20 protein-coding genes, 2 tRNA genes and 1 other RNA gene are annotated in these 25,869 nt (G+C 41.9%); 14 read left to right on the top strand and 9 right to left on the bottom strand.

Annotated elements, in window-relative coordinates; translation table 11 throughout:
* Positions 1 to 17: 17 nt before the first annotated feature.
* On the top strand, positions 18 to 467 hold the full coding sequence (locus tag DBT_RS01830; protein WP_067615816.1) for a response regulator: 450 nt from the start codon (positions 18 to 20) through the stop codon (positions 465 to 467).
* Between the two features lie 16 nt (positions 468 to 483).
* Positions 484 to 3,126 (top strand): PAS domain S-box protein, encoded by a 2,643-nt coding sequence (locus DBT_RS01825; RefSeq protein ID WP_067615814.1) that lies wholly within the window; start codon positions 484 to 486, stop codon positions 3,124 to 3,126.
* On the opposite strand, the gene DBT_RS01820 is transcribed toward DBT_RS01825, so the two are convergent.
* Positions 3,123 to 3,839: a hypothetical protein gene (locus DBT_RS01820; RefSeq protein WP_067615812.1), complete on the bottom strand. Its 717-nt coding sequence runs from the start codon at positions 3,837 to 3,839 to the stop codon at positions 3,123 to 3,125. The genes DBT_RS01825 and DBT_RS01820 overlap by 4 nt on opposite strands.
* Positions 3,814 to 5,349: a YifB family Mg chelatase-like AAA ATPase gene (locus DBT_RS01815; protein ID WP_067615810.1), complete on the bottom strand. Its 1,536-nt coding sequence runs from the start codon at positions 5,347 to 5,349 to the stop codon at positions 3,814 to 3,816. Before DBT_RS01815 ends, DBT_RS01820 begins: the two co-directional genes overlap by 26 nt.
* Before the next feature lie 338 nt (positions 5,350 to 5,687).
* Here DBT_RS01815 and rlmD point away from each other — a divergent pair, with 338 nt between their 5' ends.
* The 6 genes from rlmD (at position 5,688) to DBT_RS01785 (ending at position 10,735) form a co-directional block, all read left to right on the top strand.
* The gene (gene rlmD, locus DBT_RS01810; RefSeq protein WP_067615808.1) at positions 5,688 to 7,016 is read left to right on the top strand and encodes a 23S rRNA (uracil(1939)-C(5))-methyltransferase RlmD; all 1,329 of its coding nucleotides are present in this window, start codon (positions 5,688 to 5,690) and stop codon (positions 7,014 to 7,016) included.
* A 284-nt stretch (positions 7,017 to 7,300) separates the two neighbouring features.
* Entirely contained in the window at positions 7,301 to 7,840 is a 540-nt protein-coding gene (locus tag DBT_RS01805; RefSeq protein ID WP_067615806.1) for a MerR family transcriptional regulator, read from the top strand.
* 327 nt (positions 7,841 to 8,167) lie between these two features.
* Positions 8,168 to 9,439, top strand: a complete 1,272-nt coding sequence (locus DBT_RS01800; protein ID WP_067615805.1) for an MFS transporter — start codon at positions 8,168 to 8,170, stop codon at positions 9,437 to 9,439.
* 16 nt (positions 9,440 to 9,455) lie between these two features.
* The gene (gene radC / locus DBT_RS01795) at positions 9,456 to 10,193 is read left to right on the top strand and encodes a RadC family protein (RefSeq protein ID WP_067615908.1); all 738 of its coding nucleotides are present in this window, start codon (positions 9,456 to 9,458) and stop codon (positions 10,191 to 10,193) included.
* On the top strand, positions 10,180 to 10,665 hold the full coding sequence (gene tadA, locus DBT_RS01790; protein WP_083186551.1) for a tRNA adenosine(34) deaminase TadA: 486 nt from the start codon (positions 10,180 to 10,182) through the stop codon (positions 10,663 to 10,665). The genes radC and tadA overlap by 14 nt, the downstream gene beginning before the upstream one ends.
* Positions 10,642 to 10,735: transfer RNA gene (locus DBT_RS01785), tRNA-Ser, on the top strand. The genes tadA and DBT_RS01785 overlap by 24 nt, the downstream gene beginning before the upstream one ends.
* 55 nt (positions 10,736 to 10,790) lie before the next feature.
* Here the strand turns inward: DBT_RS01785 and DBT_RS01780 are convergent.
* From DBT_RS01780 to DBT_RS01765, 4 genes are read right to left on the bottom strand one after another with little or no spacing between them, the layout of a single operon-like run.
* Positions 10,791 to 11,150 (bottom strand): response regulator, encoded by a 360-nt coding sequence (locus DBT_RS01780; RefSeq protein WP_067615804.1) that lies wholly within the window; start codon positions 11,148 to 11,150, stop codon positions 10,791 to 10,793.
* 4 nt (positions 11,151 to 11,154) lie between these two features.
* Positions 11,155 to 12,579 (bottom strand): sensor histidine kinase, encoded by a 1,425-nt coding sequence (locus tag DBT_RS01775; protein ID WP_067615802.1) that lies wholly within the window; start codon positions 12,577 to 12,579, stop codon positions 11,155 to 11,157.
* Positions 12,569 to 13,354: an ABC transporter substrate binding protein gene (locus DBT_RS01770; RefSeq protein WP_141674185.1), complete on the bottom strand. Its 786-nt coding sequence runs from the start codon at positions 13,352 to 13,354 to the stop codon at positions 12,569 to 12,571. Before DBT_RS01770 ends, DBT_RS01775 begins: the two co-directional genes overlap by 11 nt.
* Positions 13,355 to 13,367: 13 nt before the next feature.
* Positions 13,368 to 15,263: a TonB-dependent receptor plug domain-containing protein gene (locus DBT_RS01765; RefSeq protein WP_161939886.1), complete on the bottom strand. Its 1,896-nt coding sequence runs from the start codon at positions 15,261 to 15,263 to the stop codon at positions 13,368 to 13,370.
* Between the two features lie 179 nt (positions 15,264 to 15,442).
* On the opposite strand from DBT_RS01765, the gene DBT_RS01760 reads away from it, so the two are divergent.
* From DBT_RS01760 to recR, 5 genes are all read left to right on the top strand, one after another.
* Positions 15,443 to 15,535 (top strand) — tRNA-Ser (locus tag DBT_RS01760).
* Positions 15,536 to 15,557: 22 nt separating this feature from the next.
* Positions 15,558 to 15,656, top strand: an RNA gene (gene ffs, locus DBT_RS01755) — signal recognition particle sRNA small type.
* Positions 15,657 to 15,673: 17 nt separating this feature from the next.
* A complete protein-coding gene (dnaX, locus tag DBT_RS11680; protein ID WP_083186559.1) occupies positions 15,674 to 17,359 on the top strand; it encodes a DNA polymerase III subunit gamma/tau in 1,686 nt (561 codons plus the stop codon).
* A gap of 339 nt (positions 17,360 to 17,698) precedes the next feature.
* Positions 17,699 to 18,013 (top strand): YbaB/EbfC family nucleoid-associated protein, encoded by a 315-nt coding sequence (locus tag DBT_RS01750; RefSeq protein ID WP_067615796.1) that lies wholly within the window; start codon positions 17,699 to 17,701, stop codon positions 18,011 to 18,013.
* A gap of 8 nt (positions 18,014 to 18,021) precedes the next feature.
* Complete coding sequence (recR, locus tag DBT_RS01745; RefSeq protein WP_067615794.1) at positions 18,022 to 18,642, top strand: recombination mediator RecR; 621 nt, start codon at positions 18,022 to 18,024, stop codon at positions 18,640 to 18,642.
* Between the two features lie 66 nt (positions 18,643 to 18,708).
* Here recR and DBT_RS01740 read toward each other — a convergent pair whose 3' ends face one another.
* The 3 genes from DBT_RS01740 to DBT_RS01730 all read right to left on the bottom strand — a co-directional run bounded on the left by DBT_RS01740 (position 18,709) and on the right by DBT_RS01730 (position 24,277).
* Positions 18,709 to 20,751 carry a right-handed parallel beta-helix repeat-containing protein gene (locus DBT_RS01740; protein ID WP_067615792.1) on the bottom strand — a complete coding sequence of 681 codons (2,043 nt, stop codon included), beginning with the start codon at positions 20,749 to 20,751 and terminating at the stop codon, positions 18,709 to 18,711.
* 116 nt (positions 20,752 to 20,867) lie between these two features.
* Positions 20,868 to 23,567, bottom strand: coding sequence for a CBS domain-containing protein (locus DBT_RS01735; protein ID WP_083186550.1), 2,700 nt, complete (start codon positions 23,565 to 23,567; stop codon positions 20,868 to 20,870).
* Positions 23,568 to 23,788: 221 nt separating this feature from the next.
* A complete protein-coding gene (locus DBT_RS01730; protein ID WP_161939885.1) occupies positions 23,789 to 24,277 on the bottom strand; it encodes a universal stress protein in 489 nt (162 codons plus the stop codon).
* Between the two features lie 182 nt (positions 24,278 to 24,459).
* Here DBT_RS01730 and DBT_RS01725 point away from each other — a divergent pair, with 182 nt between their 5' ends.
* Positions 24,460 to 25,869 (top strand): biotin carboxylase N-terminal domain-containing protein, encoded by a 1,410-nt coding sequence (locus DBT_RS01725; protein ID WP_067615788.1) that lies wholly within the window; start codon positions 24,460 to 24,462, stop codon positions 25,867 to 25,869.

Below are 25,869 nucleotides of genomic sequence, written 5' to 3'. Positions count from 1 at the left end.
CAAAAAGGAGGTGGGTAATGCCTAATGAAGCAGTTGATATCGTCCTTATTGAAGACAACCCTGATGACATTGAACTTACACTTAGGGCCTTTAAAAAATATAATCTCACAAATAAGATAATAGTCCTTCGTGATGGAGAAGATGCTCTTGATTACATATTTTCAAGGGGCAAATATGAAGGACACTCTAAACATGAACGGCCCAAATTGATACTTCTCGACCTGAAACTTCCTAAAATAGATGGCCTTGAAGTATTGAGAGAATTAAAAGGTGATGAGAGCACTAAGATGGTTCCTGTGGTAGTTCTGACCTCCTCAAAAGAGGAGAGGGATCTAGTGGAGAGTTATAGGCTAGGGGTAAATAGCTATATAAAGAAACCAGTGGACTTCGCAGAATTTATGGAATGCATTAAGAATCTAGGGCTTTACTGGGTCATTTTAAATGAAATTCCAGAAAGTTGGAACTAAATAAGTGAACAAGTAAATGAAAAAAGACTTGCGCATTCTCTTAATAGAAGACCTACCATCTGATGTAGAACTGATAAAACGTGAACTAAAAAAACTGGGCTCTCCTTTTGAACTCCAGGTTGTGGAAGATGAAGATGGGCTAAAAAGTTCATTAGAAGAATTTAGGCCTCATATTGTACTCAGTGACTACATACTCCCAAGGTTTTCAGGGCTAGATGCCCTAAAAATTGTCCAAGAATTTGATCCAGATCTTCCATTCATAATCGTTACTGGCTCCATAAATGAACTCACAGCAGTGGAATGTATGAAGGCAGGGGCATGGGATTACTGTATAAAGGAAAATCTTTCCATGCTTGTGCCTTCTATCCAGTCGGCTTTCCAGAAAAAAAGGCTGATCGAAGAGAATAAACAGACCTCAAATGCCCTAAAAGAGAGTAAAGAGCAATTTCAATCACTGATCAAGTATGCCCCCATAGGAATGGTGGTCGTAAAAGATTTTCGAATTCAATACATAAATGATTATGCATTGAGGATTTCAGGGGCAAAGGATAAAAAAGAAGTACTTGGCCGAAATCTTCTTGAGTTTGTACATCCAAAATTTCTTGAAATCGTACAGAAAAGATTAAAATGCCTTGTACAAGGTAAATCGCCTGGGCCCATGGAGCAAAAATTCATCACCATTGATGGAAGAGAGCGTGAAATCGAGGTCAATTCAGTCCCTATTAAATTTAATGGCGAAAATGCCTTCTTGTCGATCTTTAGGGACATTACTGAAGAGAAGGAGCTTCTAAAAAGATATCAGGAACTAGTCAATCATTCTAACGATGCCATATTTCTTGAGAATGAATGGAAATTTGAATTCGTAAATCCAAAATTTATTGAAATGTTTGGTTATGATGTTTCAGAGATAACGGCCAATGGTGTCGACGTCTTAACAATTGTTGCCTCACAAAGCCGAAACAATGTACGCTCCAAAATGGATCTAATTAAAAAGGGATCTGATTCTCAAAGAGGACTCTGCAATTTCATAGGAATCACAAAGAAGGGGGAAAAACTCTATTGTGAAGCGAGTCTAAGCATACTTGAATACAAAGGGAGAAAATGCATACTTGGCATAATCAGAGATAGAACAGAGCAACATATTGCAGAGGATCAGATAAGAAAACTCTCTATTGCCATTGAACAAAGTCCTCTATCGGTGGTCATCACAGACCGAAAAGGAACTATTGAATACGTAAATCCAGCTTTTACCCGGATAACAGGGTATACACCTGGGGAAGTGATTGGTAAAACTCCAAGGATATTAAAATCCGGCAGGACTCCTCAAGAGACCTACCGTGACCTATGGGCTACAATCAAATCAAAACAGGTTTGGACTGGGCAGTTCATCAACAGGAGAAAAGACGGAACGATCTTCCACGAAGATGTCATTATTAGCCCAATCCTCGATGCAGACGGAAACATAACCCATTTTCTGGCATTGAAAGAAGACGTAACTGAAAAGATTGAGCTTGAAAATCGGCTACGTCAGGCCCAAAAGATGGAGGCGATAGGGACTTTGGCTGGAGGTATTGCTCATGATTTCAACAATATACTTATGCCAATAATCGGATATGCTGAACTCTGTGAATGTCTAGTTCCTGATGGCAGCAAACTAAAAACTTATATTAAAGAAATACAAGCTGCCTCAAAAAGGGCCAAGGATCTAGTACAACAGATTTTGACCTTTAGCAGACAGTCGACTAAGGAACATAGACCACTAAATATAGTTCCTGTTGCCAAGGAGACCCTAAAACTCCTCAGGGCCGCAATTCCCACGAGCATTGAAATCTCCCAAGAAATTGAATGTCAAGATGCCACCATCCTGGCAGATCCAGTAGAAATTCACCAAATACTAATGAATCTCTGCGTAAACTCCCAACATGCCATGCCTGATGGTGGAGTGCTTACAGTGAGGATAAAAAAGGTGAGCTTTGAAGAGATGAATAAAGAGATCGATCCACCACTACCTGCGGGAACGTATGTAGAAATCCTTGTAAAGGACACAGGTATAGGGATAGATAAAAAAAATCTAACCAAGATCTTTGAACCTTACTTCACCACTAAAGCACATGGAAGGGGGACAGGACTTGGGCTTTCTGTGGTACACGGTATTGTCACTTCATCCCATGGAGCAATCAAGGTAAAAAGTGAGGTGGGAAAAGGGACTGAATTTTTCCTATATTTTCCTTATATTTGTGTAGACCACAGTGAAACTGAAACACTTGATCCAGACAGAGTCCTGCTAACAGGAAAACATGAAAGAATACTTTTTGTAGACGACGACCACACAATAGTGGAATTTGCAAAAGATTTGCTCAGTCAGTTGACTTATAATGTAGTAGGCCTTACTGACCCTGAGAAGGCCTTAAAAGCATTTAAAGAGGAACCCAATGAATTCGATCTCGTAATCACGGACATGACTATGCCCAAAATGAGAGGTGATAAATTGGCAAAGGCCATTTCGGAGATGAGCCCCAATACTCCCATTATAGTGTGTACTGGTTTCAGTGAATCTATAGATGAAAAGAAGGCAAAGGAATTGGGTATTGCGAAATTACTTCAAAAACCTTTTAGCCCGTCAAGTCTTGCCAAGGCTGTGCGTGACCTTTTAGATTAAAATGCCATTTTTACCTCTATCCTTGCCCCGCCTTCCCTTAAATGATCTATAAGGGTCTTCCACGGACTACCTTCAACCAGGTGCATCCAACCGGAAATATGCACTACCTCTTTGCAAACCCTGAGGACTCTAAACAAACGCCTGGCAAGCTTTATTTCCCTTTGTGTCCAAAAAGGATCTTTTAACCAGGAAAGCGGATGTAATGCCATTGGGTAACTATTTTTTTGCTCCAGTAAGTGCTCCGCTTCCCTTTTCAATCTGGCGAAATGTTCCGTAACAGACTTTAAATCTATATTTTTTGAAATGTACTCTATATTCTTGCGACTCAACAATTCATGTTCCCAGGTTGGAAGCTCATACCGGGACAAATCTCCAACATCTATTGGAAGGAGTCGCACCCCCTTTTGGGATGAATATTCCAGGGCCACACGCCATTCATACGGAGTATTTATCTGTCTTCTTAAGAGTTCGAGCTTTGGACAATCAAGAAGTTCTTTTGGGAGATCCGAAAGGGCCTTTTCCAATTTCTTTGCCCAAATATCTTGTCTCTGTCTCCTAAATTCCACTGAAAAACTGCTAATCTCCACAGTAATGACTTTGGGGCTTAACTCTTCAAGTAGGCTATGAAGTTTTTCTTCTGACTCTTCAAAGAGGTGGATGGTACCAATGAGGGTAATATCCCAGGTCTTATTGCCAGAATCTTGTGTCCCCATAAGACCTATATTGCATTGCTTCTCCGAGATGGGATCTTTTTATGTCATTGGAATCGTCAAGATCTGCAATTGTCCGCGCTACCTTCAATATCTTATGATAGGCCCTTGCGCTGAGGCCAAGCTTAGAGACAGCTGTTTCCAAAAAGGTCATATCATCATTATTGAGGTTACAAAATTCTTCGATTTCTCTTGGCCCCATTCTGGAGTTAGAAAAAATATTTGTACCTCTAAAGCGTCTTTGTTGGATTGAACGTGCGGCCTCCACTCTCTCCCTCATCTTTTCAGAAGTCTCAGTCTGCCCACTTTCCTTTAAGTCTTCAAATGGGACCTGTGGAACTTCGATATGGAGATCGATTCTATCTAGAAGCGGTCCAGAAGCCTTGGATTGATACTTGAGGATCTGCGCCTGCGTACAAAGACACCCACCTCTGGGGTCTCCTAGCCTTCCACAGGGGCATAGATTTTGTGCAGCAACCAGTGTAAATCTCGCTGGATAAACCACAGAGGACTGCACCCTAGAAATTGTGACCACCCCATCTTCCATGGGCTGCCTCAAGGCCTCTAGGACATTTTTCCTGAATTCAGGTAATTCATCTAAAAATAAAACGCCATTGTGAGCAAGGCTAACTTGACCGGGTCTGGGATTCTGCCCCCCGCCCACAAGGCCTGCATCTGAGATAGTATGGTGAGGGGAACAAAAAGGGCGTTCTGTAATAAGAGGGACATCTGAGGGCAAGATACCTGCTACACTGTGAATTGACGTTGTCTCGAGGGCCTCATCAAGGGTCATTTTGGGTAAAATTGTAGGAACCCTTTTGGCAAGCATGGTCTTTCCAGACCCTGGAGGACCACTTAGAAGACAATTGTGGCCTCCTGCGGCAGCTATTTCAAGGGCCCGCTTGGCATGATCCTGGCCAATGACTTCTGAAAAATCGTAAGGATAGCGGCCTTTTTTGGTAAAAAGCTCATCTAAATTGACGATCTGGGGCTCAATCTCTGCTTCACCTCTAAAATGCCTTACGATTTCTGCTAGATGTTGTGCACCCCTCACCCAAAGCCCCTCAACTATCGCACCTTCGCTTCCATTTTCCAAGGGCACTACTATTTCCTCAACGCCCCATTCTCTTGCCCCAAGGGCAATGGGCAATACCCCGCGCGTCTTCCTAAGGGAACCATCAAGAGATAGCTCTCCAAGAAATATCGTACCCTTGAGGCGTTCTTCCTGTAGGAGCCCTGTGCAACAAAGGATTGCAATGGCAATGGGCAGATCCAGACCTGCACCCTCTTTTTTTATGTCTGCAGGTGCCAAATTTACAGTGATACGCTTTGTAGGGAATTCATAGCCAGAATTTTTTATCGCACTCCTGACCCTTTCCCGACTCTCTTTAACAGCCCCTTCTGGAAGACCAACTATGTGGAAGCCCGGAAGCCCATGTGCTACATCTACTTCGACCAATATAGGGTGGGCAGTAATACCTGTAAGGACAGATGATTTGATCTGGGCAAGCATAAGATAGAAATAACAAATCCAACAAAAAACTCAAATCTCAAATTGCATTTCTCAGCAAAAAAATTAATCTTGATCAGTGAAAAAGAGATTTTTAACCCAAACTTTCATGACGAACGAATTCGTCACCCTCGTGGATGAAAATAAGAATAGGGAGAAGGTAGAAGGAAGAAGGCAGAAGCTGAAGAGAGGTAGAAGGTAGGGCCTCTGGCTTTTGTACAGGCAGGGCTTGCTTCTTCCTTCTACCTTCTGCCTTCTACCTGTTATATTAGGCGAATTATCCCAACGGGTATTTTCACTGTAAAATTGACAACAGATAACCAACGACTTTTTGTGACAAAATGGCGAAGAGAAAACGATCAATACCAAAGGAATTATTTGAAGCAACTATTGAGGCACTGTCTCACGATGGCAGGGGTATCGCTCGAATCGATGGCAAGGTCCATTTCATCTTCGGAGCACTCCCAGGAGAAAGAGTGCGTTTTAGATACCTAAAAATAAAGTCCAAGTTTTCTGAAGGGATTACAGAAGAGGTACTAGAACCATCTTTACAGAGAAATGTCCCCCCTTGTCCATATTTTGGAAGCTGTGGCGGATGTACACTTCAACACGTCAAACCGGATTTTCAGGTAAAATTTAAGGAACAAACTCTAGTGAAACAGCTCGATCAATTCGGCAATCTAAAATCCATTAATCCTCTTCCTCCAATTACTGGGCCAGTATGTGGATATAGAAGATCTGCGCGGCTTGGCATAAGACTTGTCCCCAAAAAAGGAGGTGTACTGGTAGGCTTTAGAGAACGTAATTCCCATTATATACAGGACATGGATGCCTGCGTCATCCTCGAACCCGACATATCAGACCTAATACCTGACCTAAAACAACTAATTGGATCTTTGTCGATTCCAGATCGCATTCCCCAAATAGAAGTATACAGGGCAGACAACGGGAATTTTTTTGTTATACGTCATCTAGAACCTCTTAGTAGAGACGATTTAGACATCCTGACCGACTTTGAAAGAAACACCGGGGTCTTCCTCTATCTTCAACCAGGAGGCCCTGAAACAATTCATCCACTATTGGACTCAGGGATAGTCCCCTACTATGAACTCAACTCTCCTGATCTAAGATTGGAATTTAGCCCTGGTAATTTTATCCAAATTAACCGGATAGTGAACCAAAAACTCATTCACTGTGCTATTGAATTTTTGGAACTGGATGATAGGGACATTATCATAGATTGCTTTTGTGGAATTGGAAACTTCTCACTTCCTTTAGCCCAAAAAGCCCAACAGGTTCGTGGAATCGAGGGAGAAGCCAGTATGGTAGAAAGGGCTACTCACAATGCCCGGTTAAATAGCATTTCAAATGTAATCTTTTCCAGCATGGATCTCACTAAGGACTTAGACTCTCTATTAAAAATTGATCCAAAACCCAATAAGGTCCTCCTAGACCCACCAAGATCAGGGGCTAAGGAATTGTGTGAATTCTTGGCCCTAGAGCTAAGACCTGATCGAATTGTATATGTGTCCTGCAATCCATCAACTTTTTCCCGAGATGCAGGTCTCCTTTGGGAAAAAGGAAGGTACCAGTTGAAGAAGGTACGGATCTGCGACATGTTCCCCCATACTAGCCATGCAGAGACTATCGGACTATTTGTCAAAGCTTAACCCAGACCTTTGAGAGATCTGCTGACCCAAATGTTGAAAATTTAAATTTCCCTCTTTCCTTAAAAAGATAGATTAAACTTTTTTTAAAATTTTTTATTTAAAGCAAAATACTGAAATTACTAGATTTTATATCTTGATTTTTTATATGAGAATGTTACTTTTGTTACAAAACTCAATTTTAGCAAAAATAAACATACTTATTTCAAGCAAAAAATGTTCTTTCTTGACAAGAAAAAAGTAATTCGCTATAACATAATTATTACCCTAAAGGATAGGCGGCTAAAATGAGCGTCAATAAAAGTGACCCCATATATCCTATAAGTGTTGCTGCGAAACTCCTCGGAGTTCACCCCAGGACTCTAAGAATTTATGAGGAAGAAGGGCTCATAAAACCAGCTCGCCAAGGGAACAAAAGATATTTTTCAGAAGATGATATCGAATGGATAAAATGCTTGAGACAGCTAATACACGATGAGGGAATCAGTATCCCCGGAATAAAAAAACTCCTTGAACTATCTCCGTGTTGGGAGATCAAAAACTGTCCTCAAAATATCAGAGACAATTGTTCTGCCTTTGTTAATAAGGCGACTCCATGTTGGGAAAGGGCCAGCACAGCTTGTGCCAAGGGAATCGATAAATGTGAAAATTGTGAGATCTATATCGGTGCAATGAAAGAGGCCAAAGGCGCTATCAACGAACAAGAGACTGAGACAAATAAAAGCGAGGTAGATTCCGTTGAAATTTCACAAAACCATGAAGTGCGCGTGATAAAAAAACAGGAAAATAAAGCTGATAGCCAATTCATTAAAACCCCTTTACTATAACCTCATTTTTGTCTTTTTGACCTCCTCCCCTTGCTAAGGAAGAGGCTCCCCCTAATCATTGTCATACCAATTGGGATCGGTTCTGCCATACGCCCTCCCAAATAGTTCCTCCTCCTTACTAACTCATTAATGGTTCGGACCCCAGGTCACCCTCTATGCCCTGGGGTCCATAAATGTTTTTTACCCAAACACTTCAGTTCATATTTTCGCATTCAACTCTATACAAGAGGCATTATCCGGGATTATTTTTCTCTGAGCATGCTCAATCATTTGATTAATAAAAGAAATCCTATATTGTTAAAGTAGCTTTAACCATTCTCATAAAATATGTTTAAAAAATATCTCTCGAAAATCGTAGTTCAAAAACGGATCTTGGCCTGGTGTCTATATGATTGGGCCAATTCTGCCTTTTCTACTATCGTAATTACCTTTTTATTTTCAGCCTATTTCATACAAACTGTAGCACCCTCCATTGAAAGAGGGACCATCTTGTGGTCTAGAACAATGGCACTTAGTGGGCTGTTGGTGGCAATTTTAGCCCCTATTATAGGTTCCATATCAGATGAAACAGGCATAAGAAAAATACTATTTATATGTCTGACAGTTCTTGGGGCATTCTTTACAACGACTCTTGCCCTAGTGTCTCCTGAAGCTAAAGGAGCTGTATATATATGTCTGTCTTTGGTCTTGCTGGCGAATTTATTTATTGAGCTGTCTATTGTCTTATACAATTCTTATCTTCCAGAGATAATCACCAAGGATGCCTTTGGCAGGGTTTCTGGTTATGGATGGGGACTTGGCTACATTGGGGGAATACTTGGTCTTGTGCTATGTCTTTATTTTATAGATTCAATTGGCCCACATCTCGATGACAAGATGGGACCCTATTTTAAATACAGGGTGATCAATTTACTGGTAGGAGCCTGGGTGCTGATCTTTAGTATGCCTCTTTTTTTATTGGCGCCACAAGAATCAAAGATGAGCCTAAATGTCTCATCCTTTAAAAGGGCTTTCCATCGACTCATGAACGGCTTTTTAAAACTAAAAGGCAATTCCAACATGGTAACCTTTTTATTGGCACACCTCTTTTATAATGATGGCTTGATAACAGTTTTCACAATGGGAGGGGTATATGCAGCAGGGACCTTTTCAATGTCTCTCAGAGATATCATGGTCTTTGGCATAACACTTAATGTTATTGCTGGAATCGGAGCATTTTTTTTCGGACATATAGATGACAAAATCGGAGCCAAAAATACTATTCTCATCTCCATCGGAGGACTATTTTTAGCAACACTTGGGGCGGCGCTTGCTCCATCCAAGTGGTGGCTCTGGTTTTTCAGCACGTTCATTGGACTATTTGTGGGCCCCAACCAGTCGTCAAGCCGTTCCCTTATGGGAAGGCTCATTCCCCCAGGAAATCATGCAGAATTTTTTGGATTTTATACACTCTCAGGAAAAATGACCTCTTTTATAGGTCCATTCCTGTTTGGAATAGCAACTGGAATCTTCCATAATCCAAGGGCTGGAGTCCTGAGTACATTGGCGTTTTTCCTGATTGGAGGGATGCTACTATTCAGGGTTAAGGAAAATGCTTGAGAAAAAATAGATGAATATGAACAAAAAAGATTGGCTAAAGAGGGTAGAAGGGCATAGGGATAGACTAAGAGAAAGGTTTCTTAGGCATGGAATAGCGTCCTTTACAGATTCAGATATCATTGAGCTTCTCCTCACCTTTGGAACTCCAAGACAAGATTGTAAAGAACGGGCGAGGGCACTGTTAAAGCGTTTCGGCTCCCTCTCAGGGGTCCTGGAGGCTTCTATTGAAGAACTCCAGGAGGTAAAGGGAGTAGGTCCCAAGAATGCCATGGCCCTCAAGTTCGTTCATGAGGTTGCTAGACGTTTTTTACGCCAAAGAATACTTGAAAGATCTTACGTACAATGCGCAAGGGATGTAGTTGAGTATCTATGGCATAGCCTGTCTTTCAAAGATCGTGAGTTTTTTATTGGCCTATACTTAGATACAAGCAATAGAATCATCGAGGTCTTAGAACTCTTTTCCGGGACCCTTGATCGAACAGCAGTGTACCCTAGAGAGGTTGTAAAGACTGCCCTTGATAAAAAAGCGAAGAGCATAATACTTGTACACAATCATCCATCTGGTAGAATCGAGCCTTCAACATCAGACCTCCAAACAACAAAAAAGGTAATGCTTGGAGCGATGGCACTAGATATAAGAGTTTTAGATCACATCATAATAGGTGGACCAGGAGACTATTTTAGTTTTGAAGAAAATGGTATCATGGAACGCTTGCGATTGGAGGTCGTGACACTTTTCCATGAAAAGAGATGACAAATACTACATGAAAATTGCCCTTGACCTTGCAAAAGAGGCCTTCTCCTCTGAAGAGGTGCCAATTGGAGCAGTACTCGTAGGAGAAGACGGAGAAATACTGGGAATGGGCAAAAACAGCCCAATCCATCAAAATGATCCGACTGCTCATGCAGAGATCCTTGCTTTAAGAGATGGAGCCCAAAGGGTCTCAAACTATCGCCTTCCAGGGACCACAATGTATGTTACTATAGAACCGTGTCCCATGTGTGCAGGTGCCCTCTTGCACGCCAGGGTGAAAAGATTAGTATTTGGAGCAAGTGACCCCAAGTCTGGTGCTTGCGGGTCTCTTTACAATCTGGTAGATGACAAAAGATTAAATCACCGTCTCTCAATTACCCGGGGTGTCCTGGAAGATGAGGCTAGGGAACTCATCCAAAACTTCTTCAAAATGAGACGGACTGGGCGCGGAGAGGTACCGAAGCGGCCATAACGGGGGCGACTCGAAATCGCCTGTGCGCTCAAAAGGCGCACCGTGGGTTCGAATCCCACCCTCTCCGCCATTTTTATTTCCAAGACCAACTACATGAAATAGATTTGAAAAGAGTTTTGGGGCTGCTATACGAAACTCCGCACTATGTCAATGAGCTCTTTCACAGATACTGGTTTTTGAAGATATTGAGTTGCCCCAAGGGATAAGGCCTTTTCCTTTGCATCTCCTGCAAGATATCCTGACAATACAATAACTGGTGTATTTATGCCCTGCTCATTAATGTACTTTAAGATCTCAAAACCATCGCACTCTGGCAAAACAAGATCTGTGATGACAAGGTCAAATCTTTCTTCCCGAAGCCTCTTGAGAGCAGCACTTCCCGAAGGACAAACAGCGACATCATGGCCATAAAGGTGTAATGCCTCACTTACAACTTCTCTTATCCCATCTTCATCTTCAATTACGAGAATCTTCCCTTTTTCCATAATCTCAGTGCATTATACAAGAATCAGATATGGGAAATGTCAACTTAAAACAGGCTCCTTTTGAACATTTTAAGGGCTCAATAATACCTCCATGGTCAGTCATGATTCTATAACAAATATAAAGACCAAGTCCAGTGCCAGAATCTCGTTTTGTGGTAAAGAAAGGATCAAATACCTTTTCTCGCATCTCATCTGGAATGCCAGGGCCACTATCTGAAAACAAGACTACAATTTGTCCATTCTCCTTAGAGACATCGATATTAATATTGCCATGGCCATCCATGGCATCTACGGCATTTTTGATGAGATTCAAAAATACCTGTATGATATCATTATAGTTGCACTTTATTACAAATTCTTTACCGATATAATCACCTGTAATATTGACAAATTTTAAAATCTTGCCGTGTTTTGCCATTATGATGGCATCATCGATGATCTTAGCAATGAGATGCAACTCCATTGCATTGCTTTTATTTCGTCTTGAATAAACACTGAGCTGTTTAACAATATCAGCTGCCCTATCCACATAGCGTATCACCTTTTCAAAGGTCTCAGTCTGCTCCTGGCTGAGGTCTCCTCTTATCAACAAAAGTTCAACGTACCCCCTTATGGCTGCAAGTGGATTATTGATTTCATGGGCAATGCCTGCCGCAACTGTTCCAAGTCCTGCAAGCTTTTCACGAGTAACCAGCATAGATCTAAGACACGATATTTCGGCAATCTTTTCCTTTAATTCCTCTATCTTCTTTTTCAAGGCGGAATCACGCTCCTTAATGGCCCGGACAAGTCCATTAAAGGTGTCAGTTATCGGAATGAGTTCATCTGGCCCTTTTAGCTCGAGGAGACCATATTTTCCATCGGCAGACAGCCGATGCATTGCATCCTTCAAATCATCAAGTGGCCTCAAAAACCTGCTGATAATCCAGTTAAAGGCAAATACTAACAATATCAAAACGATAAAAAAATTAATCAATGAGAGCCTAATAAAATTAGCTTTAATGGTATTGAGTTCATTTAGATTTAATCCCAGTTCAATCTGAACATTGTCAACTAGACCGTCATGGTTGAAATATATGCTCTGTTTTCTCTTGCCCTGTAGGGGAATGGTCTCTGTTACCGTCACCTCAGAGTCAACCAGATGCTTGGGCATTAAAAAATAGTCCTTTCCATCCACCTTAACTCTGATGAAATCGACAAAGGCCAGACGCTTTATTGGTGCCAATAACTTCTCCAACATGTCCTTATTGGCCAAAACAATGGCGAATTTAAGATCCTTTTCCAGACTTTTTATGAGTTGATGACCAAGATCCTTCCTGGACTCTATAAAGCCTTTTTCATAAAGGCCAAACACCACACCTATGACAGAAAAACTGCCAATCAAATACAGACAGGCTGCTATGGCGACTATTTTCTGTTTAATGGTCATCTCTTTTGATTATCCTGTAGTTCTTGGGAAAAAAGACCACTCCACCATGGCATCTATTTAAAAGAAAATTTTTAAAAATTCTCCCCATACGCATACCTTCCCTATAAAAATCAATTCTATACGAGGCCAACGCTCCATATTCAAACATATCTTCGCTGAAGCCAATAACCGGAATTCCACTTAACGCACACTCCCTCAAAAGAAAGAGCGTAGAATAATAATTGAAGACAACCTGATCCGGAATTGCTAGAAAGACATCTATCCTGTCAATTAGCGCCCTAAAACTCAGTGGTACTTCGCCTGGCCCTACAACATACTGAGCCAATACTGCCGAATAATTCTTACTCTCTTTAAAAATTTCCTTATCGCTTGTAAGCACCCCAATCCTGGCTGGTCTTGGAAAGAGCCGTCTTACAAGTCCGATCTTGTCCCTAAATTTTATATCCATCACAAAGACGATGCTGCTCTTCGGGATCTTCTCCAGGTTGTGAAGCGACGCTTCAGTAAACAACACAATAAGTGATTTGCCCTTCAAGCCCTCTATTGAATTTCTCTTTGCCCCCCAGACAATTGTTGGGCTGGCGACATCAATACCTGCTTTACCAGGGGCCACAAAACGGAAGTCTTTCATAGAGACCTTTAGGCCTTGGAGGAATACGAGACACTCTTCGTGTGTGGGTTCAGAAAGCTGAATTGTGCCATTGGCAAGGGCCTGGCATAAAAACATAGTAGGCACATTTACGAGTGCTACTAACCACAAAAAGTAGAGTCTCAAGGACGCTACTTTTCTAGAAATTGTATTTAATGGAAAAAAAAGCTTCTCGTCCAAAATTACTTTCCCTAAATGGCGTCCCAGAGGATTTATTGAAAAGATTATTTACAGTTATGGAAAACTTCATCTTATCATTAAACAGGGATCTACTCAGGCTAGCATTTACAAAAAATTCGTCTCTGATCTTGGTGGTAAGCGAATCAAGGCCTGAAATATATTCAAGGGTAAGACTACCCTTGTATAGCTTGCCATTGAACATAACCCCTGCCAAAATGGTATGGTGAGGGAGTTCAAGATCTCTTTTATCAAAGGTGTGGCCGTCTATTTTATTTTGATAAACATGGGTTAAGAAGAAATCCGAATTTCTCAACCTGTAGTTTAAATTTGTACTGATAACGTTAGTAGTGACATCGTACTTGTTTTCCAATGTAAACTTGTAAAAAGGTTTTGGGAAAAAGCCAAATGCCACGCTTTTTGCACCAAGGATATCAAATAGTTTATTGTATGACAGATTTACGCTTAAGGAAAATCTCTGCCAACTCTTTTCAAAAGAGAGACTATGACTGTAAATCTTCACAGGACCTAGCTCTTTGCTTGGTATCATGGCGACATATGGAAGGTAGCCTTCAGTTTCAATAGTGAAATATTTGTAGATCAGTGGCACAACATTGTAGGTCTTTGTTGTCCCTGCCTGAAGCTTAATTCCTCTTTCTTTGAGCGTGTATGTCAAATAGGCCATATACGGCAACTGCGTATCCTCGTAAGTTGTGCTCCTATGCCCCATGGCTAATTTGAGCATCAAATTTTCATTAAGTAAAATTTCGTCCTCTAAAAACAAAATTAACTCATCTCTTTCATAACTACCTTGAGATTTGAACCATGCATGGGAGTGTCTGAATTCAGAGCCTGAAAGGATATTGTGTTTCCCTACGAAAAATCTCTTTCTCAGAGTAAATTTAAAGAGATTAGATGAGAACTCACCAGTAGTGAGAGCAGCTGTCTTGTGCACAAAATTTCCAGAATGTCCTTGATAATACAGGGAACAATCAAATAGGGGATATTTGTAGTTTATTAAAAAATATTTAAAGAGGAGGTCGTCTACACTGACCTCATACCTCAGCGGGATTTCCCACTCCAAATCCTTTAACGAAAGTCTCTCACCATATTCTTGAACAAAATTGACCTTTGCCTTCTCAATAGAGCCCTTTAAAAAGAGTTTACCACTTGCAAGGTACTTCTCTGACTCAAAGGTTACAAATTGCTTTCTATTATTTTGACGATCTTTATGGAGTTCATCAATGACCCTGTAACCACCAAACATCTTGACATAGAGCCCATCTTTTATATGTCCTCCAGTAGAAAAACTGCCCTTTCGAAGCTGATGACTACCCACCAAAGCGCTGATAAAGTTTTTTGACAATTTTTCCGGATGCTTAGTGATAATATTGATTATACCTTGGGCATAAAAATAACCGTTTTCAATTGAGAAAACGTCCTTAATAAGCTCGATTCTATCTATATCTTGGACGTCTACAGGCAGATTGTAAAAATGAGTTCTCTCCAGAAAAAGCTCTGTGACCTCCATGCCGTCGATAAGAATTTTAGGGGTCAACTCTAGTCTGTTTGGTATGCCAGGAAAAGAAATTTTGACTGTAGAAGGATTTTCCCGATACACATTGGCTCCGCCGATTATCCTCAAAAGATCGACTAAATTTTCAACGCCAAGTGCCTCAATCTCTCTAGAGGTGATAATTACAGTTCCGGGACGTACCTTTTGAATGGAAAAAGATGTAACAGATGTTGATGTGGTGGCCTTGGGGATACTGCCATATATAGAGGAGGCATTGACGATTGAACCCGCCCCCACCAACAAATTAAACAGTACCACAAAGACAAAACGAACTAACGTCACGGATATTCCCATCATGTGCAATGGATTCTTTAGCTGAAGCCTTATTGACCGTCAAGCTCTGATTTTAAAGTCTTTTTGAGCTAGGCCACAAAAAAACATCCTTGTTCATCATATTTGGGTTTAGGTTTTGGTTGCCAATTCGCGGTCAAGAGGTTATAGGTATTATGCACATATGATCCGGAGAGGTGCCCGAGAGGCCGAAGGGGCACGACTGGAAATCGTGTGTACGCCCACAAGGCGTACCGTGGGTTCGAATCCCACCCTCTCCGCCAAATAAGTAAATACTGGTTTGATAGCCGGGTCCTGCGCAACGAAACCCTGCGAACCCCGCCAGGTCCGGAAGGAAGCAACGGTAGTAGGGCCATTCGTGTGCCGCAGGGGTGCCTGGCTATCATCTTTTAATAACCAATATGTCATACCTTGTTTTAGCCAGAAAATGGCGTCCTCAGACCTTTGGCGAAGTTATCGGCCAAAGTCATGTTACTCGCACCCTGCAAAATGCCATTCAGCAGGGGCGCCTTGCCCATGCGCTCATCTTTAGTGGCGCAAGGGGGGTTGGTAAGACTTCTATTGCCCGCATAGTCTCTAAGGCCATTAACTGCGAAAATGGACCTTCGAAAGAACCGTGCAATAAATGTGGCATATGTAAGGAGATCACCCAAGGGGCTTCAGTTGACGTAGTAGAGATAGATGGTGCTTCCAATAGGGGCATAGATGAAATCAGGCGTCTTAGGGAAACAATACTCTTTCAGCCAGTACGCTGCCGATATAAGGTTTACATTATTGATGAAGTACACATGCTCACTCGAGAGGCCTTCAATGCCCTGCTAAAGACCCTTGAGGAACCTCCTAGCCACGTATATTTCATGTTTGCCACAACTGAGGCATCAAAGCTACCAGACACTATCCGCTCAAGATGCCAGCACTATGAATTTAGACTCCTTACCCCCAAAGAGATTGGTGAACACCTTACACGGATTTGCCAGGCAGAAAATCTGGGTCTTGAGCCACAGGCCATAGACCTTGTAGCAAAAGCGGCTCAGGGGAGTCTGAGGGATAGCCTCAGTCTTCTTGACCAGGTGGTTGCCTTTGGCGCAAAGACCAAGGACCAAATCTCAGAGGCACTAGGCCTTATTCCTGGTGACGTAATAAAGAATATTGTTGTAGCCATCTTAAATGGAGATCCCAAAGACGCCATCCTAACCATAGACAGAGTCCATAGATTCGGAGGAGATCTCCAACGTCTCACTCATGACATGTTGTACTTCTTGAGGGACCTTTTGTTATTTAAGGAGTTGGGAGTAGATGGCGAATCTCTATATTCTAATCCCCTCTATGAACTTCAGGGCGTAGATGAACAGTTGATTGATACAGCAATAATATCTGAGCTAATACACATGCTCTCAAACGCGCTTGAGGCCATAAAACGTTCCAGTACTCCTCGCATCTTGTTAGAGACTATAGTCATTAGGATGTCTCGCTTAAAAGAAATCGTCAAAATCGATACAGTCATTGACAAATTAGAGGGGGTCTTGAAATCAGGCCAATATACTCAAACACCCCCCATGGCCCTTGGCACAGCTATTCCTGGAGCTACCAATTCATCCAGGTCGACTGTTCCCACAAAGACTACACCTTCGCAGGCCCCATCAGATACTCCTCTAAAAAAGGTTACCCCATCTACTCGCCCAAATGTGGACCATGCTCCAGCTAGAGAAAAAGATGTTCAGGGCTTTATGGAATATCTTCAAAATGTCTCCCCTCCTCTTTGGAGTATCCTTGATAGAGTAAAGGCACTTGAAATCGATAATGGAATTTTACGAATCTTTTGCAACTCCAGCTTTCAGGAGAATCGCCTTAAGGATCCCAAATGTAAGAAAGAGTTAGAACAACATTCAACATCGTATTTTGGTCAAAAAATTGCTCTTGAGCTCAATGGTTCCAGTGCCTCAAAGGCAAAGGACAAAAAAAAAGTCGCTAAAAATGCCGTCTCACAAAGGCTATCTGCCAGAGAGGCCTTAAAGGCCCACCCTCTTGTCAAAGAAGCCATAAAGACATTTGGAGCTAAAGTAGAAGACATAAAACTTTTTGAATAGCTCAATTCTTGACAGATAGGAGATTGAAGTACTATTCTACGCAAGTTTAAAAAATACCTGAATCCCATACAGCGAATGCGAAAAATATTTTTTCTTTTTATATTAATAGCTTACAATATTTTAATTCAGTAGCAACAATGGCCTTTTTAAGAGATTTCCAACATGTTAAAATCTTTTCGCATTCGTCACCCATCGGCGATTGCCGATTTTACCGAATTTGGTGCGTTACGGTGGGCTCAACGTACCGAGAGAGTACCGTCGCCCCCATCTCTTTTGCATCTTCGGTAAACTCGGCATTTGCATGAATAAGGGAATAATAAAATCAATGGAGAGCATACTATGAATCCAAACATTAAAGAAATGATGCGTCAGGCCCAAATACTTCAAAACAAGATGGCCAAATTACAGGAAGAGCTCGAATCTCGTACTGTAGAGGCCTCTTCTGGTGGTGGCATGGTGAGAGCCGTGGCCAACGGCAAACCAGAAATCCAGGCCATTTTCATAGAAAAAGAAGTTGTTGACCCAGAAGACGTAGATATGCTTCAAGACCTCATTGTAGCAGCAGTCAATGAGGCCTTGAAGAGGGCTAAAGAAATGACTGAACAAGAGATGGCAAAACTCACTGGCGGACTAAAGATTCCTGGAATGTTTTAATTTTGCGTATGGCCTCAAAAGCCCTTCCCCCAGCCCTTCAACGACTGGTTGAAAATCTCTCCATGTTACCAGGCATTGGAGAGAAGACTGCGACTCGCCTCGCTCTCACGATTCTTAGGTGGCCTCAAAACAGGGCCAAGGAGCTTGGCCAATCTATTATAGAACTGCATGAACGCATTAAACTCTGTTCCATGTGCTTTACCTTTTCTGAGGATGACCCCTGTTCCATTTGTAGTGACCACAAGCGAGATCATTCCCTAATTTGCATCATAGAGGACCCAGGTGATATCGTTGCTATTGAAAAGGCAGGGGTTTTTAATGGACTATACCATGTACTACATGGAGCCCTGTCTCCCATGGATGGCATTGGTCCACAAGAGCTAAAGATCAATGAATTACTAATAAGGATCGATAATGGCAAAAAACAAGGGACTCCCATCAAAGAGATAATTATTGCCACTAGCAGCACTGCCCAGGGAGAGGCCACCGCATCATATCTCTCTGATCTTTTGACCAATAAAGGAGTAAAAGTATCTCGAATCGCCTGCGGCATCCCTATAGGAATGGACATAAAGTACGCAGACCCTATGACACTCAAACAGGCAATTAGTGCAAGAAACCTCTTGTAACCTAAACTGTCATGCCCGCCAAATAAGAACACTCTAGTAGAAAAAATTATTTACGATACACTATTTCTACGGAACATTTTCTATAGAAAAAGATGTATAAAAGAGATTATCAATATCCAAACCTCTATTAGGCGAAAGATCTATGCCGAAATAAAAAATATAATGACCGGCTGGAATGCTATGATTAAGTATTCTAGTTTCCGATATTTGAGAAATATCCCCAGTATATGCAGTAACTAATCCCGGAACCCAGGGGCCGTTGGGATAAATGTAACTATATAAACCAAAAGGAGTATTTGCTACTATAAATAAATCAGCTCTCTGCCCCAAAAAACTCCATGGATTTAAAGAAATATAGGCGCTGGTAATGTCACCAGTATTCAAAACTTTGATTTTAGGTTCTGGATAGATCAAATTCCCTTCGCCTCCATACTCATGAGCCCCGAGATCCACTCCCTCTCCACTGGGTCTTGGCTTAAATTCAATGTCATTTGCTGGCACAAGATCACTTATACTCCCTACTCCCAAACCAGCATCAATTGCTGGGCTCTTGTCTTGAAGATGTGCATCAAAAGTATATATATCATCATTTACAATTAATGGATTTGCCATGATATTGTGTGTACCAATCTTCATATTTTCATGGATTTGAGCCCTATAAATGAGGTTAAAATCAATCGAATCAGAACTTGTAAGTTTATCTGGGTCACCATCGCCTACCAAATCTGTCCAATCTTCCCAGCCTATTGCAGTTACGTTGGGATAGGCAATAAAAATATTGTTTAGCATATAGAGCTTCTCTGTGCCCTCGCATGGCAGGCTCTCGTCAGGGAAATCGTGCGTATGGCAATAGGCCTCTACCAATGCCCACCCTTGACTTGCTACTGTAGAATTAATAATAAAACTCCTATCTCCAGGATTGGCCTCTATAGATATGGCTGCACCTCCAGCTCTACATGCATCCCCACTAGACAAGCCTCCCATCTCCTGGGAAAAGGCTTTACCAGTAAAATAATTACAGCTTCCCACAATGATAGAATTGATAATATGGGTTTGACCACCAGTCTTTATCTGATTTCCTGCATTGCCGTAGGCTTGGACCCTGTGTAATTCTATTAGTGTGCTATCTATACCTACTCCTGCATACAGAAGGTCTAGACCATCTGAGGTGTTAAATCTAAAAATGCTGTCTTCAAAGATCCAATGCCCTCCTGTACGAGGCACTCCGAAACCATCACCGTATCCCCCTCGACTTTGAGCCCAACAATGAGTTGGTGTTTTTGAGGGATAGCTCTCCACACAACCATTCCACTCTACAGTAAGCTTTTTAAAGTGCAGGATACCTTCATTAGAATCAAGACCTACATCCAGATCTCCATTCCAGCCTGTAAAGCCATTTCCTGCAATTCTCACATTTTCAATATACCAATTGGATATGCCGCCAGCTTTAATACCATCAGAGCCTAACCCATGAATATTTAAATCCTTCAGTGTGACGTTGGAGGAATTTTCTGCGTATATTCCAGCATAGCCCCAATCACCATACGGAGGAGCATCATATTCACACGGCACAACAGGATGTGCATAGGCACAGCTTGCATGATCCGTAATCTCCAAGCATCCTATAACGGCATTGGAAGTATTAGTTAAATCTATTACCTGCCACACCCTACCTGTCCCCCACAATTCAGGTGGATTATTGCATCCATTTTCCCAGCCTGCGCCTACAATTTTTGTAGGGTGATTTGGGTCCAAACCTGAAGGTAAAGGAGGAAGCACACAATCATAAGCCACGTACTCATCACACCAATTCTCTGTATTTGGGGCTGAATAGCCTATGGGGTAACTACCCTCATGAATAATCAATGAATCTCCCTCGTGAATACGCCATACTGGTTTGCCACTTTGCGTATCCAATGCCCAAAATGGATGAGACCAAGCACACGGTTGTTTTTCACCAAAACCTGGGTACGCTGCATCAACCATACCAGTACATTGTTCAGCACTACCTCCATCTTTTCGCACATAATAATTGGTTGCAGAGCTTTCACCTATGAAATAAAAAATCAAAAAAAATTCTAAAAGAATTAATAAAATATCTTTAGACATAAGCGTTCCTCCCCCAATACGTTTATTATTGTATGATGGAATACGCTTTTCTTAGACTTTTTTGACTCGACAATATACGACATTAATTAAGTCAAAACTAAATCTATCCCTTAAAATTACAATCTTTGGGGATCGCCAGAAAATTTCCATCGCCTTTGGACAAAATCTATTTCATCATCTCTTGTCTCAACTTCTCCATCCAGACGGGCATCTCTCAACTTTTCGAGTATTTCACTGTAGATGGGGCCAGGTGGTATCCCGAGGCTCTTTAAGTCGTTTCCTTTGAGATGTGGCCTTATATCTTGATATTCCGTTATAAATCTACTTATTTCCTTTTTGGGGACATGCGTCTTCCCAAGACACATACAAAACAGCTGATGTTCCAGAGGTAGGGGACGTAAAAGCCTATACACTTTGCTCGGCCGGACATCGCTCTCCCGGTCCAAAATGGATGCCACCTTAATGGCCTCTTCTCGTAATTTCGTAAAGAGCACTTCATTCTTACCTGTAAGGTCAAGACGTTGGCACAGTCCCTTTATAGAACGAGAGCTGAATTCTGACACAAGATTTAACAGAAATAGCAGCCATTGTCTTGGCTTTTGAGGTTTAAACAAAAGCTCATACCAGGAAAGTACACCCTTTGCCGCCCTAATTCTGTCTAGGACAACTTCAGTAAGTTTTAGATCCTTGTGTATTACCTCTAAGAGGTCTAAATCCTTTAATCGAAGTAGTGCAGCTTCTGGGTCTCTATCATCTAAGATGAGTTTTAGTTCTGTAAAAAGGCGTTTGCCAGTGAGTTTGTCAAATATATTCAGTCTCCTGGCGTTCTTGATAAGTCTAAGTGTATGTTTTCCTATCTGAAATCCAAAACGCTGTTCAAACCGGACGGCTCTGAAGACTCGCGTAGGGTCTTCAACAAAGCTTAGGCTGTGAAGCACTCTTATGCATTTATCCTTTAAATCTCTTTGTCCTCCAAAAAAGTCAATAAGCAACCCAAATTCCTTTGAATTCAGCTTTATTGCAAGGGTATTTATAGTAAAATCGCGCCGGTATAAATCTAATTTTAGAGATGAAATGGAAACCGTAGGCATAGCAGCAGGATATTCATAATACTCAAGGCGTGCTGTAGCTACGTCCAGTCTAAAACCGTCTTTAAATACTACCTGTGCTGTCTTAAATTTTTCGTGGGGACTAATCTTTGCCCCATAACGCTCTTTAAGGATTTGAGCGAATTTGACCCCATCGCCTTCTACGACGATGTCTACGTCAAAATTGTCTTCGCGCAGCAGGAGATCTCTGACAAACCCACCTACTACATAAACCCCCATTCCCAGTTCATCTCCAATGGTACCAAATTCCTTAAAGCGGTCATAAAGCCATAGGGGGAGCCGTTCTCTAAGGAGTGAATTTACGTATCGATATTTCTCTTTACCCTCAAAAAGCGGTTCAGTCTTTCGAAGCTTATCTTCTGTGAGTATCTGTAGGAGATCAGTACGGGTAATGACCCCAACACATCTTTCGTCCTCGACCACAGGAACAAACCTTTGTCTGTCGTGGATTATGATGTCTTGAACTTTACTAAATGGATCATTGGGGCTTACAACCTTAAATTCAGTGGTCATATATTCACTAACTGGTAGGTCCTTTAGCCCATGATAAATAGCCTTTTCCACAGTCCTTCTACTAATTAAGCCCACACATCTGTCTCCGTCTAGTACTGCCAGTACAGTGATCCCATACCTTGTGAGTGCATCGTGGGCCTCTCCTATGGAAGCATTGGGAGGAACATGGAGCACTGGAGTGGACATAATGTCAGATACCCTGGGTTCTGCCCCTAACACCTTATATAGCTCTTGTACCAATTTTTCTTCTGCTTCAGTAAGAGTGATATTCTTTAATGTGGCAGAGGCCGCTGCTCCATGCCCACCCCCTCCGAGTTCCTTCAAGATCTCCCCGCAATTAACCTGACTTTCACGGCTTCTCCCTATCACAATCACCTGATCATCCAAAAGGGCCAAGACAAAAAGGACTGGCATCCTCTCCATGTCCATGAGTTCATGGACTACTATTGAAAAATCCTCTACATATTCTGGATGGGAGGTCTTGGCAATACAGATAGGGATACCTCGAATGACCATTTTTTGAGCCGTATTCATTAGGTCATTTAGAAGAGTTATATGTTTTGGTGTAAACCGCCTAGCCATGAGGCGGTATATCTCCTTTAAATCCGCCCCAGTCCTTAAAAGCCAGGCAGCCTCACTCAAATCTTCGGGCGTAGTAGATGAAAATTGAAAGGAACCAGTATCTTCGTAGATACCAAGGGCAAAAAGTGTGGCCTCTTCAGGGCTAATTCCAATACCCTTCTCACGCAATAGGCCGACCATGATGGAGGAATTTGCCCCCACCTCTTTATAAAACTTTTGGTGAGCCTTTATATCATCAGATTCCGCGGGATGGTGGTCATATAAAATTACTTTTACCCCCTCTCTTTCCAAGAGCTCTGCAAATTTTCCTATCCTCTCCCTCTGACAGGTATCTACAACAATGAGTTCTCTACAATGGGATATATCCACTGATCGAAGTGGCGTAAACTCGTCCCGAATCTTTGGATGGGCTTCAAGAAAGTCACGGATATCTTTTTCTTGGCTACCAGGGAGGCAAATCACGGCATTTGGATGAAGCCTTTTAGCGGCCAAGGCCGATGCAACGGCATCAAAGTCCGCATTTAGGTGGGTTGTTATGATGGTTCTCGGCTTTTGAAGGCTATTAGGATTAAGGGCTGAGGACTGGACAGATTGTCCTCTTCTACTACCCACGGACTTCAGAACTCCAAGTCTTCAAAAGATTTATCGCCTAAATTCTGCAGAACAAATGTAAACAAGGTCTTTTTTAGCTTAATTCCAATATATTGCATCTCGGCAGCATAACTGTATAAATTCACTTTACAGCCACTCCTCACATAACAAATCTTCGCGCATCTTCCATGCAAAATTTAGCTAGTCCTCATACCCCAGTGCTCGAGCTAAAAAGCTTCCTGCTATAGCTTCACCTTATGTGGATTCACTGTTAACACAGGACAAGAAGCTGACTTTACTACTCCTTCCGCAACACTTCCAAACATGACCTTCTCAAGCCCTTTTCGACCATGGGTACCCATTACGATTATGTCTATCTCATTTTTATTTGCATAATTTACTATTTCATCCACCGCATCTCCCATGAGCACCTCAGAATGAATGTCGGCACCGTTTCCAAATTCTTCGTAAAGGAGTCTATCCATAGCCTTTTGAGCCCCTTTTAAAAGTTCTTGTTCAAATGATGAAAACCATGCAGCTCCCATCTCAAATCCGCTAAACTCCTCAGGCCCCCTAATAACATGAACGAGATAGAGTTCAGCACCACACTTTTCAGTAAAAAATTTAACAAAAGGGATGATTTTCTTAGAACCTTCCGTGAAATCTACTGGAAATAAAACTTTTTTGATATCTATCATTTCCCCCCTCCTTTGAATATTTTTTATTTTCATTTTATACATTCAGGACATTTTTACTAGCCCTGGTCTTTAAAAAAATCATGAAAAGAGGATATTAGTTGGACAGCAATAACGCCTTGATAGCTGTCACTCTTCAATTTTGTTACAAAAAGTAAAACCTTAGGGGGTGAAAAAGCCTATTTTTAGTTTATATTGTAGGGGTCAAAGGATTAGTTATGGCTCGACATCGAATATTAATAGCAAATAGAGGCGAGATTGCCATTAGGATAATGCAGGCGTGCGAAGAGCTCGGCATCGACACCGTTGTTGTGTATACAAAAGAAGACCAGGATTCAGAGCATGTACAAAAGGTAATAAGAAAATCCCCAGACAAGGCATATAGGATTGCCAGTTACAAAGATCCCAACGAGATTTTCTCAGTTTGCGATCAGGCAAAATGCACGGCCATTCATCCAGGTTATGGCTTTTTTTCCGAAAACTTTCGTTTTGCACGGCGTGCAACCCTCAGAAATAGACCGATTACATTTATTGGCCCCAGATGGGAGGTCATAAGAGATCTAGGGAGTAAAATCAACACAAAGCGAGTGGCCAAGACCTTAAAAATTCCCGTTATACCCGGTTCTTACGCTCCAATATATAATGAAATCGAGGCAGAGGCACTGGCAGAGGAACTATTCTTCCTTCAAAAAGAACAGGGCATTCAACACCCCTCTGTACTGGTCAAGGCAAGTGCAGGCGGCGGCGGAATGGGAATAGAGGAAGTAAGAGAACTAGATGCCTTTAGACAGGCTTATAGGAGAATACAGAACTATGCCAGGCGCCAGTTCGGTGATGAAGGGGTGTTGATCGAACAGGCTCTGAGGGATTATCACCATCTAGAGGTCCAGATCTTATGCTCCAAGCACGGCGAATACGTACATTTTGGCACTAGAAACTGCACTATACAGAGTACAGGGAGACAAAAACGAATTGAGATTGCTCCTGGCTTTGATCCCGATACCATTAGTTATCCATTCGATGCCAAAAAGGTTTTAAATGAAATTGTTGAGTATTCCCTGAGGCTTGCCAAACACGTCAAATACGACAATGTCGGTACGTGGGAATGGATAGTTACCAGAGATGGAAAACCCTATTTACTAGAAGTCAATACGAGAATCCAGGTGGAAAATGGTATTAGTGCCAGGATTTCCAGGGTGAAAAAGATTGGCCAGCCCAATCTCATAAAGGAGCAGATTCGCTGTGCCCTTGGAGAGAAAATTGGATATAATCAAAATCACATCTCATTTGAGGGAACGAGTATCGAGCTCAGAATCGTTGCGGAAGACACAAAAAGAGGGTTTGCACCGTGGTGTGGTACAATAACTACCTTAAAATTTCCATCCTATGATTGGGCGGAGGTTCACACCCATGTCCCAACATCTCGACCTTACAAGATCCCAACTGAGTATGATCCTAATCTTGCCCTAGTGATTATTTGGGGACAAAACACAAACGAGGCAATACAAAGGGCAAAAGAATTTATAGACAACACCCAAATTGAAGGAGTTGGCCCCAAAGGTGAACCAATTATTACGAACCTTTCCTATTTGAGAGAAAGGTTAGACGCTAGTCTCAGATTTGAATAA

Origin of the sequence: Dissulfuribacter thermophilus, from assembly GCF_001687335.1 — a bacterium.
GTDB lineage: Bacteria > Desulfobacterota > Dissulfuribacteria > Dissulfuribacterales > Dissulfuribacteraceae > Dissulfuribacter > Dissulfuribacter thermophilus.
This window is presented reverse-complemented; position numbering and strand designations above follow the sequence as displayed.

Bases quoted from the DNA above. Each gene is read 5' to 3' on its own strand.
- DBT_RS01830 (WP_067615816.1), top strand. From the start codon at position 18: ATGCCTAATGAAGCAGTTGATATCGTCCTTATTGAAGACAACCCTGAT.
- DBT_RS01825 (WP_067615814.1), top strand. From the start codon at position 484: ATGAAAAAAGACTTGCGCATTCTCTTAATAGAAGACCTACCATCTGAT.
- DBT_RS01820 (WP_067615812.1), bottom strand. From the start codon at position 3,839: ATGGGGACACAAGATTCTGGCAATAAGACCTGGGATATTACCCTCATT.
- DBT_RS01815 (WP_067615810.1), bottom strand. From the start codon at position 5,349: ATGCTTGCCCAGATCAAATCATCTGTCCTTACAGGTATTACTGCCCAC.
- rlmD (WP_067615808.1), top strand. From the start codon at position 5,688: ATGGCGAAGAGAAAACGATCAATACCAAAGGAATTATTTGAAGCAACT.
- DBT_RS01805 (WP_067615806.1), top strand. From the start codon at position 7,301: ATGAGCGTCAATAAAAGTGACCCCATATATCCTATAAGTGTTGCTGCG.
- DBT_RS01800 (WP_067615805.1), top strand. From the start codon at position 8,168: ATGTTTAAAAAATATCTCTCGAAAATCGTAGTTCAAAAACGGATCTTG.
- radC (WP_067615908.1), top strand. From the start codon at position 9,456: ATGAACAAAAAAGATTGGCTAAAGAGGGTAGAAGGGCATAGGGATAGA.
- tadA (WP_083186551.1), top strand. From the start codon at position 10,180: ATGAAAAGAGATGACAAATACTACATGAAAATTGCCCTTGACCTTGCA.
- DBT_RS01780 (WP_067615804.1), bottom strand. From the start codon at position 11,150: ATGGAAAAAGGGAAGATTCTCGTAATTGAAGATGAAGATGGGATAAGA.
- DBT_RS01775 (WP_067615802.1), bottom strand. From the start codon at position 12,579: ATGACCATTAAACAGAAAATAGTCGCCATAGCAGCCTGTCTGTATTTG.
- dnaX (WP_083186559.1), top strand. From the start codon at position 15,674: ATGTCATACCTTGTTTTAGCCAGAAAATGGCGTCCTCAGACCTTTGGC.
- DBT_RS01750 (WP_067615796.1), top strand. From the start codon at position 17,699: ATGAATCCAAACATTAAAGAAATGATGCGTCAGGCCCAAATACTTCAA.
- recR (WP_067615794.1), top strand. From the start codon at position 18,022: ATGGCCTCAAAAGCCCTTCCCCCAGCCCTTCAACGACTGGTTGAAAAT.
- DBT_RS01740 (WP_067615792.1), bottom strand. From the start codon at position 20,751: ATGTCTAAAGATATTTTATTAATTCTTTTAGAATTTTTTTTGATTTTT.
- DBT_RS01730 (WP_161939885.1), bottom strand. From the start codon at position 24,277: ATGAAAATAAAAAATATTCAAAGGAGGGGGGAAATGATAGATATCAAA.
- DBT_RS01725 (WP_067615788.1), top strand. From the start codon at position 24,460: ATGGCTCGACATCGAATATTAATAGCAAATAGAGGCGAGATTGCCATT.